Origin of the sequence: Streptomyces sp. NPDC012827 (assembly GCF_042900905.1) — a bacterium.
Lineage (GTDB): Bacteria > Actinomycetota > Actinomycetes > Streptomycetales > Streptomycetaceae > Streptomyces > Streptomyces gulbargensis.
On record NZ_JBIBBY010000004.1, the window covers coordinates 277,591 to 292,966 of the forward strand.

14 protein-coding genes are annotated in these 15,376 nt (G+C 73.8%); 7 read left to right on the top strand and 7 right to left on the bottom strand.

Annotated elements, in window-relative coordinates; translation table 11 throughout:
* Nucleotides 1–208 precede the first annotated feature (208 nt).
* Together rarD and ACFY60_RS10745 are read left to right on the top strand one after the other, a co-directional pair.
* On the top strand, nt 209–1,144 hold the full coding sequence (rarD, locus tag ACFY60_RS10740) for an EamA family transporter RarD (protein ID WP_388611037.1): 936 nt from the start codon (nt 209–211) through the stop codon (nt 1,142–1,144).
* Between the two features lie 91 nt (nt 1,145–1,235).
* Complete coding sequence (locus ACFY60_RS10745; RefSeq protein WP_388610653.1) at nt 1,236–2,087, top strand: hypothetical protein; 852 nt, start codon at nt 1,236–1,238, stop codon at nt 2,085–2,087.
* 123 nt (nt 2,088–2,210) lie between these two features.
* Here the strand turns inward: ACFY60_RS10745 and ACFY60_RS10750 are convergent, their stop codons facing one another.
* The gene (locus ACFY60_RS10750) at nt 2,211–2,537 is read right to left on the bottom strand and encodes a DUF6401 family natural product biosynthesis protein (protein WP_388610651.1); all 327 of its coding nucleotides are present in this window, start codon (nt 2,535–2,537) and stop codon (nt 2,211–2,213) included.
* A gap of 29 nt (nt 2,538–2,566) precedes the next feature.
* On the bottom strand, nt 2,567–4,003 hold the full coding sequence (locus ACFY60_RS10755; RefSeq protein WP_388610650.1) for an MFS transporter: 1,437 nt from the start codon (nt 4,001–4,003) through the stop codon (nt 2,567–2,569).
* A gap of 99 nt (nt 4,004–4,102) precedes the next feature.
* Between ACFY60_RS10755 and ACFY60_RS10760 the strand changes: the two genes are divergently transcribed.
* Complete coding sequence (locus tag ACFY60_RS10760) at nt 4,103–4,585, top strand: winged helix-turn-helix transcriptional regulator (RefSeq protein ID WP_388610647.1); 483 nt, start codon at nt 4,103–4,105, stop codon at nt 4,583–4,585.
* A gap of 60 nt (nt 4,586–4,645) precedes the next feature.
* Entirely contained in the window at nt 4,646–5,239 is a 594-nt protein-coding gene (locus ACFY60_RS10765) for a DUF4291 domain-containing protein (RefSeq protein ID WP_388610646.1), read from the top strand.
* Between the two features lie 20 nt (nt 5,240–5,259).
* On the opposite strand, the gene ACFY60_RS10770 is transcribed toward ACFY60_RS10765, so the two are convergent.
* Together ACFY60_RS10770 and ACFY60_RS10775 are read right to left on the bottom strand one after the other, a co-directional pair.
* Nucleotides 5,260–6,174 carry a DMT family transporter gene (locus ACFY60_RS10770; protein ID WP_388610644.1) on the bottom strand — a complete coding sequence of 305 codons (915 nt, stop codon included), beginning with the start codon at nt 6,172–6,174 and terminating at the stop codon, nt 5,260–5,262.
* A gap of 70 nt (nt 6,175–6,244) precedes the next feature.
* Nucleotides 6,245–6,862 (bottom strand): CGNR zinc finger domain-containing protein, encoded by a 618-nt coding sequence (locus ACFY60_RS10775; protein WP_388611035.1) that lies wholly within the window; start codon nt 6,860–6,862, stop codon nt 6,245–6,247.
* A gap of 24 nt (nt 6,863–6,886) precedes the next feature.
* Between ACFY60_RS10775 and ACFY60_RS10780 the strand changes: the two genes are divergently transcribed.
* Nucleotides 6,887–7,354, top strand: a complete 468-nt coding sequence (locus tag ACFY60_RS10780) for a VOC family protein (RefSeq protein WP_388610643.1) — start codon at nt 6,887–6,889, stop codon at nt 7,352–7,354.
* Between the two features lie 61 nt (nt 7,355–7,415).
* Here the strand turns inward: ACFY60_RS10780 and ACFY60_RS10785 are convergent, their stop codons facing one another.
* Complete coding sequence (locus tag ACFY60_RS10785; RefSeq protein WP_388610642.1) at nt 7,416–8,996, bottom strand: PP2C family protein-serine/threonine phosphatase; 1,581 nt, start codon at nt 8,994–8,996, stop codon at nt 7,416–7,418.
* A gap of 428 nt (nt 8,997–9,424) precedes the next feature.
* Between ACFY60_RS10785 and ACFY60_RS10790 the strand changes: the two genes are divergently transcribed.
* Nucleotides 9,425–10,738: a M28 family metallopeptidase gene (locus ACFY60_RS10790; protein WP_388610640.1), complete on the top strand. Its 1,314-nt coding sequence runs from the start codon at nt 9,425–9,427 to the stop codon at nt 10,736–10,738.
* A gap of 105 nt (nt 10,739–10,843) precedes the next feature.
* On the opposite strand, the gene ACFY60_RS10795 is transcribed toward ACFY60_RS10790, so the two are convergent.
* Nucleotides 10,844–11,995 carry an outer membrane lipoprotein carrier protein LolA gene (locus ACFY60_RS10795; RefSeq protein ID WP_388610638.1) on the bottom strand — a complete coding sequence of 384 codons (1,152 nt, stop codon included), beginning with the start codon at nt 11,993–11,995 and terminating at the stop codon, nt 10,844–10,846.
* A gap of 126 nt (nt 11,996–12,121) precedes the next feature.
* Entirely contained in the window at nt 12,122–13,132 is a 1,011-nt protein-coding gene (locus tag ACFY60_RS10800; RefSeq protein WP_388610637.1) for a polyprenyl synthetase family protein, read from the bottom strand.
* Nucleotides 13,133–13,438: 306 nt separating this feature from the next.
* On the opposite strand from ACFY60_RS10800, the gene ACFY60_RS10805 reads away from it, so the two are divergent.
* Nucleotides 13,439–15,361, top strand: a complete 1,923-nt coding sequence (locus ACFY60_RS10805) for a CocE/NonD family hydrolase (protein ID WP_388611034.1) — start codon at nt 13,439–13,441, stop codon at nt 15,359–15,361.
* Nucleotides 15,362–15,376 lie beyond the last annotated feature (15 nt).

A 15,376-nucleotide genomic window follows, 5' to 3' on the forward strand; every position in this document is an offset into this window, starting at 1 on the left:
TACGGGCATGACAAGCCGCCCCGTCCGGCGCTACCGTCGACGGGACAGCGCGGTACGGGGCGAGCGATTCAGGGCGGGAGGTCCGGTGAGGCCGGAGACGACGGGCACCAGCACGGGCACGACGGGCGCGGACGCGGCGGACGGGAAGCCCGGGGACGCGCGGAACGAGGGACGGGCGGGGCTTCTCCACGGAATCGGCGCCTACGGCATGTGGGGCCTGGTCCCGCTGTTCTGGCCGCTCCTCAAGCCCGCCGGCGCGATCGAGATCCTCGCCCACCGCATGGTGTGGTCCCTGGCGTTCGTCGGCCTCGCGCTGCTCGCCCTCCGCCGCTGGAGCTGGACGCGTGAGCTGGTCCGCAGCCCGCGCAAGCTGGCCCTGCTCACCCTGGCCGCCGCCGTCATCACCGTGAACTGGGGCCTGTACATCTGGTCGGTCAACACCGGCCACGTCGTCGAGGCCTCGCTCGGCTACTTCATCAACCCGCTCGTCACCATCGCCCTCGGCGTGCTCGTCCTCCAGGAACGGCTGCGCCCGGCCCAGTGGACGGCCGTCGGCATCGGCCTCGCCGCCGTGCTCGTCCTGGCGATCGGCTACGGCCGGCCGCCGTGGATCTCGCTCGCCCTCGCCGCCTCCTTCGCGCTCTACGGCCTGGTGAAGAAGAAGGTCAACATCGGCGGCCTGGAGTCCCTCGCCGCCGAGACCGCCGTCCAGTTCCTGCCCGCCCTCGCCTACCTCCTCTGGCTCGGCGCGCAGGGCTCCTCGACCTTCGGCGCCCAGGGCGGGGGCCACGCGGCCCTGCTCGCCGCGACCGGCATCGTGACGGCCGTACCGCTGGTCTGCTTCGGGGCGGCGGCGATCCGCGTCCCGCTGTCGACGCTCGGCCTGCTCCAGTACCTGGCGCCGACCTTCCAGTTCCTGCTCGGTGTCCTGTACTTCCACGAGGCGATGCCGCCGGAGCGCTGGGCGGGCTTCTCGCTGGTCTGGCTGGCGCTGACGATCCTCACCTGGGACGCCCTGCGGACGGCCCGCCGCACCCGGAGCGAGATCGAGCGGGCCCGGCGCCTGACGGCGCCCGCCGCACCGGACGGGCCGGACACCGCCGGTACCGCGGTTTCCACCCCTTCGGCCCAGCGCGGACGCTGACAACAGGCGCGTTCGGCTCACGCGTAGTTACGTCGGGAGTCCAGGCCCTGAAAAGTAACGGGGCCCTCGTCCCGAGCGGAGTGATGGCGCCATGTCGCAGCCCCTCGCCCTCTCGGTCGACTTCGGCCGGGGATTCACGGATGCCTGGTCGGCCGTCGCCGAGTTCATCCCGAAGTTCATCGCCTTCCTCGCGATCCTGCTGGTCGGCTGGTTCGTGGCGAAGATGATCGCCAAGGTCGCCGACCGGCTGCTGCGCAAGGTCGGCTTCGAGCGGATGGCCGAGCGCAGCGGTGTCGCGAAGGCCCTCAAGGGGTCGAAGTACGACGCCACCGGCATCATCGCCAAGATCCTCTACTACGCGGTCCTGCTGATCGCGCTCCAGCTCGCCTTCGGGGTCTTCGGCCCCAACCCGGTGAGCGTCATGATCAACGGCATCGTGGCCTGGCTGCCGAAGGCGATCGTCGCCTGTGTGATCGTCGTGGTCGCCATGGCCATCGCGAAGGCGGTGCGGGACATCGTCCAGGGCGCGCTGGGACAGATGTCGTACGGGAAGGTGCTCGGCACGGCGGTCTGGGCCTTCATCGTCGGCCTCGGTGTGATCGCGGCGCTGAGCCAGGCCGGTATCGCGACCTCGGTGACCGGTCCGGTGCTCACGGCGGTGCTCGCCACGATCGCGGGTGTCGTGATCGTCGGTGTCGGCGGTGGGCTCGTCACCCCGATGCGGGGCCGCTGGGAGCGGTGGCTGTCGGCCGCCGAGACGGAGACGGGCCGGGCCAAGGACCAGATCGCGGCCTACCAGCGCGGCCGTGAGGACGCGCGGGGCGGGATGCCCGCGGCGCAGGAGCGGATGGGCGGCCGGCAGGGGATGGGCGGCGGCCAGGAGCGGCGGCGCCCCGGTCAGGAGCCGCCGATGCCGCCGGCGCCCCCGGTCGACCCGATGTGACACGGCGCGCGGCGGGCCCCGGCCCGCCGTGCCTCCCGACCCGCCGGTGCCCGAGGGCCCCGGCGGGTCCGCCGTGTTCCCTCGGTACGGGCCGGACCCCCGGGCCGCCTGTGCGGGCCTGTCTCAGGCGGCGTCCTTGTCGAGGAGGTCGAGCTCGCGGACCAGCCAGCAGACCGCCGTCAGGCGGAGGGTGGCGAAGTCGTGGCCGACCGGCTCGACCCAATCGGCCTCGGAGAGCCAGTCGGTGAACCCGAGGACGTAGTCGGCGAGCTCCTCCCGCCCGACGGTCCGGGGCTCCGGGCCGCGCTGGGCGGGGACGAGCGCGTCGCAGACCGCGGCGGCGTGCTGGTCGACGGCGGCCACGAGCCCCGGCTCGAAGGAGAACTCCGAGAGCCGGGGCAGGTACGTGGCGACGACGTCGGTCAACGGGCAGCCGGGCGAATCGTTCATCCCTCTACATTAGGGGCGCCGCGGGGCCTTCAGACCGTGAGCTTGGTCGCAGCGCCGGGACCCTCCGAGGACCCCTGCGGGACCGTTCGCGGGACCTTCGCGCCGGCCGGGCGGCGCCGCCCTCCCCGTACCCCGGTCGCGGTGACGGCCACGCCCAGGACGACCATCACCACCGGGACGACGAGGGCCGCCCGGAAGCCGTCGAGGCCGCCGCCGGTGAGCCCGTACACCGCCGTCACCGCCGCGATGCCGACGGCCGAGCCGAACTGCGTGGCGGTGGTGAGCAGTCCGCTCGCCAGGCCCTGCTCCTCCTCCGCGACCCCGTCGGTGCCGGCGATGGTGAGCGGCCCGTACGCGAGGGAGAAGGCGAGGCCGGTGAGGAGCAGGGCCGGGAACATCGCGGCGTACGACCGGTCCGGGCCGACCGGCAGGAACAGCGCGTACGCGACGACGGCGAGGACGAAGCCGCCGAGGATGACCCGGGCGTTGCCGTACCGGTTCACCAGGCGCGGGGTCAGGGTCGGGGCCAGGATCGCGTCGCAGCCCATGACCACCAGGGCCAGTGCCGTCTGGAGCGAGGACCAGCCGCGCAGCTCCTGGAGGTACAGGGTCACCATGAACTGGAAACCGAAGAAGGAGCCGACGAACAGCAGGGCCCCGAGGTCGGCGCGGATCACGGACGGGGTGCGCAGCAGGCCGAGCCGGACCAGCGGGGTGACGGCCCGGCGTTCGTCGGCGACGAAGAGACCGGCGAGGACGAGCCCGGCGGCGAGGGCGGTGGTGGTCAGGGGCCAGCCGGTGTAGCCGTGCTCCAGCCGGACGATCCCGTACGCGAGGAGGAGCATCGCGCCCGAGGCGGTGAGCGCCCCGGCCAGGTCGAAGCCTCCGCGCCGTCCGCCGGCCGGGCGCTCCTCCTTGGGGACCAGCTTCAGGGCGGCGAGGAGGAGCGCGGCGGCCAGCAGCACGGGGGCGAAGAAGACCCAGCGCCAGCCGAGCTGGGTGAGGAGGCCGCCGATGACGAGGCCGAGCGAGAAGCCTCCGGCGGCGGTGCCGGCGAAGACGAGCAGGGCCTGGTTGCGCTGCGGCCCCTCGGCGTAGGAGGTGGTGATGATCGACAGGGCGGCCGGGGTCATGAAGGCGGCGGCCACGCCGGTCACGAAGCGGGCCAGGACGAGGGTCCAGCCCTGGTCGGCGAGGCCGCCGAGGCCGGAGAAGACCAGGAAGACGGTGAGCCAGCCGAGGAACATGCGGCGGCGTCCGAGGAGGTCGGCGGCCCGGCCGCCGAGGAGGGTGAAGCCGGCGTAGCCGAGGACGTACGCGGACATGACCCAGGCGGCGGTGGAGGTGGAGAGGTCCAGATCGGCGCGGATGCTCGGGACGGCGACGGCGAGCATCGCCACGTCGATGCCTTCGAGGAAGATCGTCCCGCAGAGGACGAGGAGCAGACTCCAGGAGCGTGCGGACACAACTGTCTCCAGGGCGGGGAGGGTTGGGGGTTCCGGTTACCGGAATGAGGGTCGGTTCCCTCTTGTAACCACTCGCATCCTGCGGCACCATCGGGTGGCATGGAAGAAGGCACTTCGAAGTCACCGAGTCACTGCGCGGGAACCTACGGACGCGAGGCGGGTCCCGACACGGATCCCTTCCAGTGGGACACCCGCGAGGACTGCGAGGTCCGCCAGATCCTCGACCGGATCGCCGACAAGTGGTCCCTGCTGGTCATCGCGCTCCTCGACCGGCGTGTGCTCCGCTTCACCGAGCTCCGCCGGGAGATCGACGGCATCAGCCAGCGCATGCTGACCGTGACCCTGCGCCAGCTGGAGCGCGACGGCCTGGTGAAGCGCACGGTCCATCCGGTGGTCCCGCCCCGCGTCGAGTACGAACTCACGCCCCTGGGCGCGACGTTGCACACCACCATCCGCTCCCTGGTGACCTGGACCGAACAGCACCAGGGCGAGATCGCGGCGGCCCGCGCGGCCTACGACGCCCGGGAGGCGGCGGAGTTCGCCGGGTCCGGGGAGTCCGCCGCCCGGCCCGTGCCGGTGTAGGGCGGGCGGCGCGCGGTTATCCGGTGGCCCCGTGGGGTCACCGGCCCGCAGGCTGTCCTCATGGAAGAACCGAAGTACCGCATCCGGGCGCTCCACACCCCGGACACCGTCACCGTCTACCAGGCGTACGCGCCCGCACTCGGCCTGCCGGCGGCGCGGGACGGCCGCTTCCCGGACGCCTGGAAGCGGGACCGCATGACGTGGATCAAGCCCTCGTTCCTGTGGATGATGTACCGCTCGGGCTGGGGCACCAAGGAGGGTCAGGAGACCGTCCTCGCCGTGGAGATCACGCGCGAGGGCTTCGACTGGGCCCTGCGCCACGCCCAGCTCTCGCACCACGTGCCCGGCCTCCACGGCGACGTGGCGGCCTGGAAGCGGGAGTTGAAGCGGGCCCCGGCGCGGGTGCAGTGGGACCCGGAGCGGGACCCGCACCTGCGGCCGCTGCCGTACCGCTCGCTCCAGCTCGGGCTCGCGGGCGAGGCCTCCCGCCGGTACGCGGACGAGTGGACGGTCTCCGTCACCGACGTCACCGGCCTCGCCCACGACATCCACGCGCGCGTCCGCGCCGGCGACGTGGAGGCGGCCCGGCGCATGCTGCCGCGCGAGGAGCCGTACCCGGTGCCGGACGGCCTGCTGGACCATCTCGTGCCCTGAGGGGCGGTGGTGAGGACCCGTCAGTCGTCCGGCCCGCCGCCGCGCGCCGCGCCCGCCGAGGCGGCCACGACGCACATCACCGCGATCCACTGGGCCCAGGACAGCGCCTCGCCGAGCACGACGAGGCCGATGAGGGCGGCCATGGCCGGTTCGAGGCTCATGAGGATGCCGAAGACGCGGGGCGGGATCCTGCGCAGGGCTTCCAGGTCCAGCGTGTACGGGATCACCGAGGAGAGCAGCGCCAGACCGGCTCCGGCGGCCAGGACCCACGCCTGGAGGAGGGCCGTCCCGCTCTCGGCCACCCCGAACGGCACGGTGACCAGCGCCGCGACGGCCATGCCGAGCGCGAGACCGTCGCCCTCGGTGGTGTGCCGGCCGAGGGCCGCGCCGACCAGGATGTACAGGCCCCAGCAGGCTCCGGCGGCGAGGGCGAACACCACGCCCAGCAGGTCCAGGTCGCCGCGCCCTTCCATGAGCAGGACGACGCCGCCGGCGGCGAGCGCCACCCAGAGGCCGTCCAGCCAGCGCCGGGACCCGGCCAGCGCCACGCCCAGCGGGCCGAGGAACTCGATGGTCACCGCGATCCCGAGCGGGATCCGCGAGAGCGCCAGGTAGAAGCAGAGGTTCATCAGGCCGAGGACCAGGCCGTAGGCAAGGACCACCGTCGCCGTACGGCGGGTCACGCGCGGGGACGGCCGCCACAGCCGGACCAGCACGGCCGCCGCGAAGAACAGCCGCAGGGCGACCGTGCCGAAGCTGCCCACCGCGCCGAACAGGTGCTTGGCCACGGCCGATCCGAGCTGGACGCTGACGATGCCGAGCAGCACCAGGACCGTCGGCGGCATCGCGCCGAAGACGCGTCCGGCCACCGCGGTGGCCGGGGTGGTGCGGGGTGAGGGGCCGCGCTCGGTCCCGTCGGCGTTCCTGGTGACCACGCGTGGATTGTCGGCCACCGGACGCCGCGCGTCACCTCCTTTTCGCGGACCACGCGCGCGTGCCGGACCGTCAGTTCGCCTCCTCCGTACGGGTACGGGACCGGTGCGCCCGCACCTTGTGGCGGTTGCCGCACCGCTCCATCGAGCACCAGCGGCGGCGGCCGGGCCGGGAGGTGTCGGCGAAGACCAGGAAGCAGTCGTCGGCGCCGCAGACGCGGATGCGGTCCGCGTAGGGGCCGGTGAGCAGGTCCACCGCGTCCCGGGCGACGGTGGCCAGGAGCCGGCTGCCGGTGGCGCCGGGGGCCCAGGCGCGCGTGCCGTCCGGCCGCACGAGGGCCGCGAGCGGCGCTCCGGCGGCGGCCCCGTTCACCAGGTCCAGGTCCCCGGGGTCGTACCCCTCTCCCCCGGCGCGGGCGAGCGCCAGGCGCCACAGGGCGTCCCGCACCTCCCGTACGGCCGCGAGCTCGGCGGTCGTGACGGTCGGCTCGGGTCCGGGGGCGAGCCGGCAGCGGCGGACCCAGTCCAGCAGGCCCTCCACCCGGTCGAGCACCTCGTACCGGGCGGCGACCGGGCCGGGACCGCCGGTGAGGAGCAGTTCGAGACAGAGCGCGCCCGCGTCGAAGCGGAAGCACTGCCCGTCGCGGTGCCGGAGGGTCATGCCCGGGGGTGTTCCGGTGGCGGTCCACATCACGTAACCAGTATAAGTAGTTACATGACCGCACTCCACTGGAAGCTTGTGATCGACTGCGCCGACCCGCACGCCCAGGCCGCCTTCTGGGCCGCCGCGCTGCGCTACGAGGAGGAGGACCACAGCGCCCTCGTCGAGCGGCTGCTGAACGCCGGCGCCGTACCCGCCGGGGAGACGGCCACCGTCCACCCGGGCACACCCGCCGAGCGCCTCGGCTGGCGCACCCTCGCTGCCGTGAGCCACCCGGACGACCCGCGCGACCCGGCCACCGGCGCGGGCACGGGCCGCCGCATCCTCTTCCAGCAGGTCCCGGAGGCGAAGACGGTCAAGAACCGGCTCCACCTGGACATCCACACGGAGCCGGGCACGCGGGACGCGGAGGTGGCCCGCCTGGAGGGCCTGGGGGCGACCGTGCGGCGGAGGGTGGCGGAGCAGGGCGGGAGCTGGGTGGTGATGACGGATCCGGAGGGGAACGAGTTCTGCGTGCAGTAGGGGGCCGCGCGGCCCGGTCGGCCGAGGTCGCCGGCATCCGGGCCCGGCACCCCTCCCCGGATCAGCTCCCTCGGGCGTCCCGCTCCGCGCCCCCGGGGGACGGCGCCCCCGGCGGGTACAGGACGGCGGCGAGAAGGCTCACGTCGTCCCGGGTCCAGTCGATGGCGAACCGTTCGGCGGCCGCGTACAGGGCCGCGACGGCGGCCGAGGGCGTCGGGTCGGCCAGCCCGGCCAGAACCCGGGCGGCCCGCTCCTCCCCGAACTCCTCGCCTCCGCCGCCGCGCCCCTCCGTGAGGCCGTCGGTGGACACCACCAGCAGGTCGCCGGGGGCGAGCCGGGTGGTGCGCGTCTGCCAGCTGCCGGGCGGCGTGTCCAGGACGGGGTGGGCGAAGGGGCCGGTGACGCTCAGGCGCTCGACCGCGCCGCCGGCCCGGCGCAGGAACGGTTCCCCGTGCCCGGCGTTGACCCAGCTGACGGTGGAGCGCGCCGGGTCCAGGACGGCGACGAACAGGGTGGTGAAGCACTCCTCCTGATCGACCAGCGCGTGCTTCACGGCCCGTACGACGGTGTCCAGGTCGGCTCCCAGCCGCAGGGCCACCATCACGACGCTCTTCAGGCGCACGGCCAGCAGCCCCGCGTCGACCCCGTGCCCGCACACGTCCCCGAGGAAGACGGCGGTGGTTCCGTCGGCCAGCGCCACGGACCCGAGGTAGTCCCCGGCGATCAGCCCCTCGGCCGCCCGGACGTCCCCGGCGACGTCCACCCCGGCGCCCGGCGCCTCGCGGGAGACCAGGATCTCGTGCAATCCGCGCACGGCGGGGCCGACCTGGACCAGGGCCTCCTGATCGCGGCGCGCCTCGCGCTGCGAGACGGCCAGGCGCGCGCTCACCCCCTCCGCCTCCTCCGCCAGCCGGCCGATCCATCCGTGGGCTCCGCCGGGCGGCGGCCCGGCGGAGACGTCACCCCTGGCCGCCCTCCGCAGGTACCGGGCGAGCGCCCCGGCAGGGGCGAGGTAGTGGCGCTGCAGCACGGCCGCCGCGACCACCACCGCCACGAGGAGGGCGGCGGCCAGCGCCAGGATGTAGAGCATCAGGCCGTGCATGTGCCCGGCGGCTCCCTCGGCGTCATGGGCCCAGCGGCGCTCCAGCAGGGCCGTGAGGTCCCGCGTCCGGGCGTCGATCGCCGCGTACGTGCCGTCGGCCGGCGCGGTCCCGGCCGCCGACGCCGGCAGGGTGAACACCCGCACGCGGTCCACGGCGGCGCCCGGGCGGGCGTTCTCCAGCCAGCGGGCCGTAGCGCGGTCGACGGCCGCGGTCCCCGCCGCCACCTCGGCGTCCACCCCGGCGACCAGCCGGTCGAACGCCGCGAGGCGCCGCGGCAGCTCCGCTCCGGCGTCCGCGCGCAGCCCGTCCCCGGCGGCTCCGGTCAGGGCGGCCGCCCGCAGGTCACCGGCCGCCGCACGCACGGCGCCGAGCTCGACGAGGGCGGGGCGCCAGCGGGTCTCGATCCGCTGGGCGGCCCGGTCGTGATGGACGCTCAGAAGCACCCCCACCACGGCGACCGCCACCACGAGCAGCGCCGCCAGGCCGACCACGGCGATGATCAGCACCCTCGACCCGGTCAGTCTTCGCAACGCCAGCACGCGGTCGACGCTACCCACGAGGGGAGCCCGCTCTCACTCCACCACGCCGGGGCCCGGTCCTTCCGGCCCCCCGCGTCCCGCGCCCGGCCGGGACCCGTACGCCACCGGGGGTCCGCCCGGCCGGGGCCCCGGGCCCCGCCGACCTCCGGAACTCCCCCAGGCGCTCCGGACCGTCTCCGCCACCCCTCGGCGCCCGTCCGCCCCGCACGTCACCGGGCCCGTCCGCTCAGCGAACGGCCGTGACCGGTTTCCGCTCTTGACGCCAAGTCAAACTCTCGCTGAACATTCAGCACGCACACGCACACTCGTTCAACGGAACAACTGAACACCGCACGTGCACTCGTACAGCTCCAGCGCCTCGTGGCTACCCGGCCCGAGGCGTCTCGCACGTTCCGTCCCATCCCCCGTTCGGAATCCGGAGCCCCCACATGAACCTCTCCGTTCCCCGACGCGCCGTCGCGGCCGCCGCGCTCACCGCCCTCGCCCTGGGCGGTCTGACCGGCACCGCCGGCGCCGAATCCCGGGCAGCCTCGGCCCTGGCCGCCGCCCCCGACATCCCGCTCGCCAACGTCAAGCAGCACCTGACGGACCTCCAGGCGATCGCCACCGCCAACGGCGGCAACCGCGCCCACGGCCGCCCCGGCTACAAGGCGTCCATCGACTTCGTGAAGGCCAAGCTGGACGCGGCCGGTTACACCACCACGGTCCAGCAGTTCAGCTACAACGGCACCACCGGCTACAACCTGATCGCCGACTGGCCGGGCGGAGACCCGAACCAGGTCGTGATGGCCGGAGCACACCTCGACTCGGTCTCCTCCGGCGCCGGGATCAACGACAACGGCTCCGGCTCCGCCGCCGTCCTGGAGGCGGCCCTCGCCGTGGCCCGGGCCGGCTACCAGCCCTCCAAGCACCTGCGGTTCGGCTGGTGGGGCGCCGAGGAGCTCGGCCTCGTCGGCTCGAAGTACTACGTGAACCAGCTGCCGACGACCGAGCGGTCCAAGTTCGCCGGCTACCTCAACTTCGACATGATCGGGTCGCCGAACCCGGGCTACTTCGTCTACGACGACGACCCGGTGATCGAGAAGACGTTCAAGGACTACTTCGCGGGCCTCGGCGTCCCGACGGAGATCGAGACCGAGGGCGACGGCCGCTCCGACCACGCCTCCTTCAAGAACGTGGGCATCCCGGTCGGCGGTCTCTTCACCGGCGCGAGCCGGGTGAAGACCAGCGCGCAGGTGACCAAGTGGGGCGGTACGGCCACGGCCTTCGACCGCTGCTACCACTCGTCCTGCGACACGACGTCGAACATCAACGACACCGCCCTGGACCGCAACAGCGACGCCGTCGCGCACGCCCTGTGGACGCTGTCCGGCACGACCACCCCGCCGCCCACCGGCAAGGTCTTCGAGAACACCGCCGACGTGTCCGTCCCGGACAACGGCGCCGCGGTGACCTCCACCGTCAACGTCACCGGGGTCACCGGCAACGCGCCCTCCACCCTCAAGGTGGACGTGAACATCGTCCACACCTACATCGGTGACCTCGTCGTCGACCTCGTCGCCCCCGACGGCACCGTCTACAACCTGCACAACCGCACCGGCGGCAGCGCCGACAACATCGTCCAGACCTACACCGTGAACGCCTCCTCCGAGGTCGCCAACGGCGCCTGGAAGCTCCGCGCCCAGGACAGGGCCTCCGCCGACACCGGCTACATCAACAGCGTCAAGCTGACCTTCCCGTAAAAAAGCCGGGAAGCCTCCGAGGAGGCTTCCCGCCCTACGCTCCCGGGCGGGCCGGTGACCATCGCCCCCGCCCCGCCCGGGTCCCCAACAAGGCGCCGGCAGCCGCTATTTGTCGGCGTTCGCCACGTTCACCAGGGCGTCCTTCGTGACCGCGCCGACGTACACCGTGCCGTCGTCCGTCATCAGCGCGTTCACCAGCTTCGTGGAGAAGACGGTGCCCGATCCGAAGGAGCCGGTGACCTTCTCGCCGAAGGAGTCCAGGAAGCCCTGGACCTCCTTCGGCGCCTCGCCCTTCCCGGGCGTCGGCGCGCCGGTGTCGAGCTTCGCGACGGCCGTCCAGCCCTCCCCGATCACGTTCGGTCCGCCGTCGGGACCGCCGAGGCCCGGGGCGCCGAGGCCGAAGCCCTTCTCCAGCTCCTTCTCCGCGTCCTCGCCCGCGGCCTCCGCGCCGCCCTCCGTCACCTTGGCGCCCTTGGGCACCTGGAAGGTGAACTCCGAGGCGGCCGGCCGGCCGAAGTCGACCTTGGTGAAGCCCGCGTCGAGGACCGGCTTGCCGCCCTGGACCGAGGCCAGGGTGAACTTGAGCGGGGTGCCCGTCGCCGCGTCCACCGCGATCTTCACGGACTCCACGGTCGAACCGCTCTGCTTCGGCTCGATCACCAGCTGGTACGCGTCCCGGCCGGCCACCTTCGCCGTACCGCCGACGGTGATCGAGGTCGTGTCACCGGCCGCCTTCAGGACCTCGTCGGCCAGCTGCTTCGGCGTGCCCGGCAGTTCCTCGCCGCGCTCCTCCCCGGCCTCCGCCGGCGTCTTCTCGTGGAAGACCTCGTTGCTCGCGCTGTCGTACGCCCACACGTCGGTGCCGTTGTGGACGAGGCTGTACTCGTTCTTGCCGTCGAGCAGGGTGAGCCTCTGCCGCTCGGGGCCGTCCGCCGCCACCCGCAGGGTGTGGGTGCCGGAGACGAGCCGGGTGAGCTGTTCCGACGGGTCCGCCGAGCCGGAGCCGCCGCCTCCGGCGACGCCGGAGAGGAGGCCGTCGAGGGCGGGCAGGCCCAGGTCGGTGGAGATCCTGAACGTGCCGGACAGGGTCTGGGTGTCCGAGGCGGCGATCTTCTCGATGAGCTGCTGCGCGGTGATCTTCGGCAGGTCCGGATCGCCGGACGCCGCCAGGGCCGGTACGAGGCCGATGGTGGCGGCGGCCGCTCCGGCCACCGCCACCGGAACGATGTAACGGCTCGCCTTACGGGTCTGTGCCATGGTCTGCGCTACCTCCGTGCCCTCCGTGGTCGATGTCTCCATCCCACCAGGAAAAGGGCCCCGGGGCGTCAGCCCCGGGGAGCAACCGGGCGTACTGCTCCGGTATGACGCGACCCCGAGAAGTGCCTAGCCCGCGCGGTGGACGACCGCGTCGCAGAGCTCCGCCAGGGCCGCCTTCGCGTAGCCGTCGGGCAGCGGCGCCAGCATGGCCCTGGCCTCCTCCGCGTACCGCACGGTGTCCCGGCGGGCCTGCTCCAGGGCGGGGTGGACGCGGAGCCGGCGCAGGGCCTCGGCGTGGCGCTCGTCGTCGGTCAGGTCGCCGTCGATGAGGGCGACCAGTTCCAGGTCCTCGGGGCGGCCGTGGGCGGCCGCGGCGGCGCGGAGCCGGAGGACGGGGAGGGTCGGGACGCCTTCGCGGAGGTCGGTGCCGGGGGTCTTGCCGGACTCGTGGGAGTCGGAGGCGATGTCGAGGACGTCGTCGGCGAGCTGGAAGGCGACGCCGAGCCGCTCACCGTACTGCGTGAGGGTGTCGACGACGGACCGGTCGGCGCCGGCCATCATGGCGCCGAAGCGGCAGGAGACGGCGACGAGCGAACCGGTCTTGCCGCCGAGCACGTCGAGGTAGTGGTCGACGGGGTCGCGGCCGTCGGTGGGGCCCGCGGTCTCCAGGATCTGGCCGGTGACGAGCCGCTCGAACGCCTCGGACTGGATGCGTACGGCCTCGGGGCCGAGATCCGCGAGCGTGTGCGACGCGCGGGCGAAGAGGAAGTCACCCGTGAGGACGGCGATGGAGTTGCCCCAGCGGGCGTTGGCGCTGGGCACCCCGCGCCGTACGTCGGCCTCGTCCATGACGTCGTCGTGGTAGAGCGTGGCGAGATGTGTCAGCTCGACGACCACGGCGGAGGGGACGACCCCCGGGGCGTGCGGGTCGCCGAACTGGGCGGCGAGCATCACGAGCAGGGGACGGAACCGCTTGCCCCCGGCCAGGACGAGGTGCTGGGCGGCCTCCGTGATGAACGGGACATCGCTCTTGGTGGCGTCCAGGAGGCCCGCCTCCACGGCCGCCAACCCGCTCTGGACATCGGCCTCAAGAGCCTGGTCCCGCACGCTAAGACCGAACGGCCCGACGACGGTCACGAGGGGGTCTCCTGTCTGCTGACGCCTGCTGACGATCACACGGGTTGCTCACGATCACCTGGATCGCCGATGTGTCGCTGGATTCGCTCAAGCCAGCGTATCCGGTCACGTTTCGATCACCGTGGGCGCCTTCCCGTCACCCCCGGTATGTTCGTGATCGGCCCATACGGCCATGAGTAGGCGTTTTGTCCCGAACGGGGAGTGGCATGGAAACGAACGGCGTACGGCGGCCGTGGAGGTGACCCGGTGACCAGGATCCGCACCGACTTCCCGTACGCGACCCGGCACGAGGACCTCCGCGTCCCGATGCCCGACGGCACCCCGCTGTACGCGCGCGTGTGGCGCCCGGTCACCGACGAGCCCGTCCCGGCCCTCCTGGAGTACGACCCGTGCCGGCTGACCGACGGGACGGTGGCCCGCGACGGACAGCGACACCCCTGGTACGCGGGCCACGGCTACGCCTCCGTCCGTGTCGACGTGCGGGGGTACGGCAACAGCGGGGGCCTGCCCGGCGACGGGCTCGACGCCACCGGGACGGACGACGGGGTGGCGCTCGTGCACTGGCTGGCCGGCCGGCCCTGGTGCACCGGTGAGGTCGGTGTCCTCGGCGTCTCCTGGGGCGGCGCCGCCGCCCTGCGGATCGCCGCCCGCGCCCCCGGCCCGCTCAAGGCCGTCGTCGCCGTGGGCGCCACCGACGGCCCCCACGGGAAAGCCCTCCCCCACCTGGACGGCTCCGTCCTCGCGGGAGCCCTGCCCCGGGCCGCCGCCCTGCTCTCCCTGGCCTGCCGGCCGCCCGACCCCCGCTACGCGGGCGAGGAGTGGCGCGAGCGCTGGCTGGAACGGCTGGAGGCGGTGGAGCCGCTCCTCCCGCGGTGGCTCGCCCCTTCGACCCACGACGAGCGGGGGCCCGGGGAGCACGGCACGATCCGGGCCGCCGTCCTCGCCGTCGGCGGGCTCCACGACCCGTACCGCGACACCGTCCTGCGCCTGGCCGAGCACCTCCCCCCGGACCGGGTACGGGCCGTCCTCGGCCCCTGGTCCGTCCACTACCCCGACCGGGCGCTGCCGCCGGGCTCCGCCGTCGGCTTCCTCCAGGAGACCCTGCGCTGGTGGGACCACCACCTCAAGGGCATCGGCAACGGAGTGATGGACGAGCCGCTGCTGCGCTCCTGGATCGGCGGCTCCCGTCCCCCGGCCCCGGTGTACCGGGAGCTGCCGGGCCGGTGGGTCGCCGACCCCTCCTGGCCGTCCCCGCACGTCACACCCGTCACGTACGGCTTCGGGGGCACGCCGGTGGCCGTCGCCTCGCCCCCGTGGACCGGCGTGGACGCGGGCCGCCTCCTGCCGTCGGGGAACGACGGCGACCTGCCGCCGGACCAGCGCGGCGAGGACGCGCTCTCGGCCTGCTTCGACTTCACCGTCCCCGAGGACGGGGAACCGGTCGAGATCCTGGGCCGCCCGTCGGTGCGCCTCGCCCTGCGCGCGGAAGCGCCCACCGGCCGGGCCGTCGCCCGGCTCTGCGACGTCGCCCCGGACGGCTCCTCGGCCCTCGTCACCCAGGGCGCCCTGGACCTCTCCGCCCCCTCCGGCCCGGACCGGGCGGAGCCCGCGCGCACCGGCGGGTGGGAGAGCGTCCGCTTCGAGCTGGGCACCGCCGGGCACGCCTTCGCCCCCGGCCACCGGGTACGGCTCGCGGTCTCCTCCGCGTACTGGCCGTGGCTCTGGCCCGGGCCGGACGGGGCGGGCTTCACGCTGGACCCGGCGGGCTCCTCGCTCACGCTGCCGGTCCGGGCCCCGACGCGGGACAACGTCGTGTGGGAGGAGCCGGAGCAGGCCGGGCCGACGGGCGTCACCGTCCCGGGCACCCTGGAGGAGCCGCGGCCGGAACGGACGGTGGTGCGGGACGTGGTGAAGGGCGAGTGGCGTCTGGAGGACGATCCCCGGGACGGCGGGACACAGGTCCACCCGGACGGCCTGGAGGTCACGGAGGACGCCTTGGACACGTACACGATCGAGGAGAGCGGACCGCTGTCGGCCCGGGCCCGCTCGGACCGGTCGGTCCGGCTGCACCGGCCCGAGCTCGGCTGGGACGTCACGGTGGAGCTCCGCGCCGAGACCACCTGCGACGCGGACGCCTTCCACACCTCGCACGAGGTGGTGTGCGCGGAGGGCGGGGAGATCGTCTTCCACCGCACCTGGGAACGGCGGATCCCCCGTACGGCGGGCTGAGCCGCGGCCGTACGG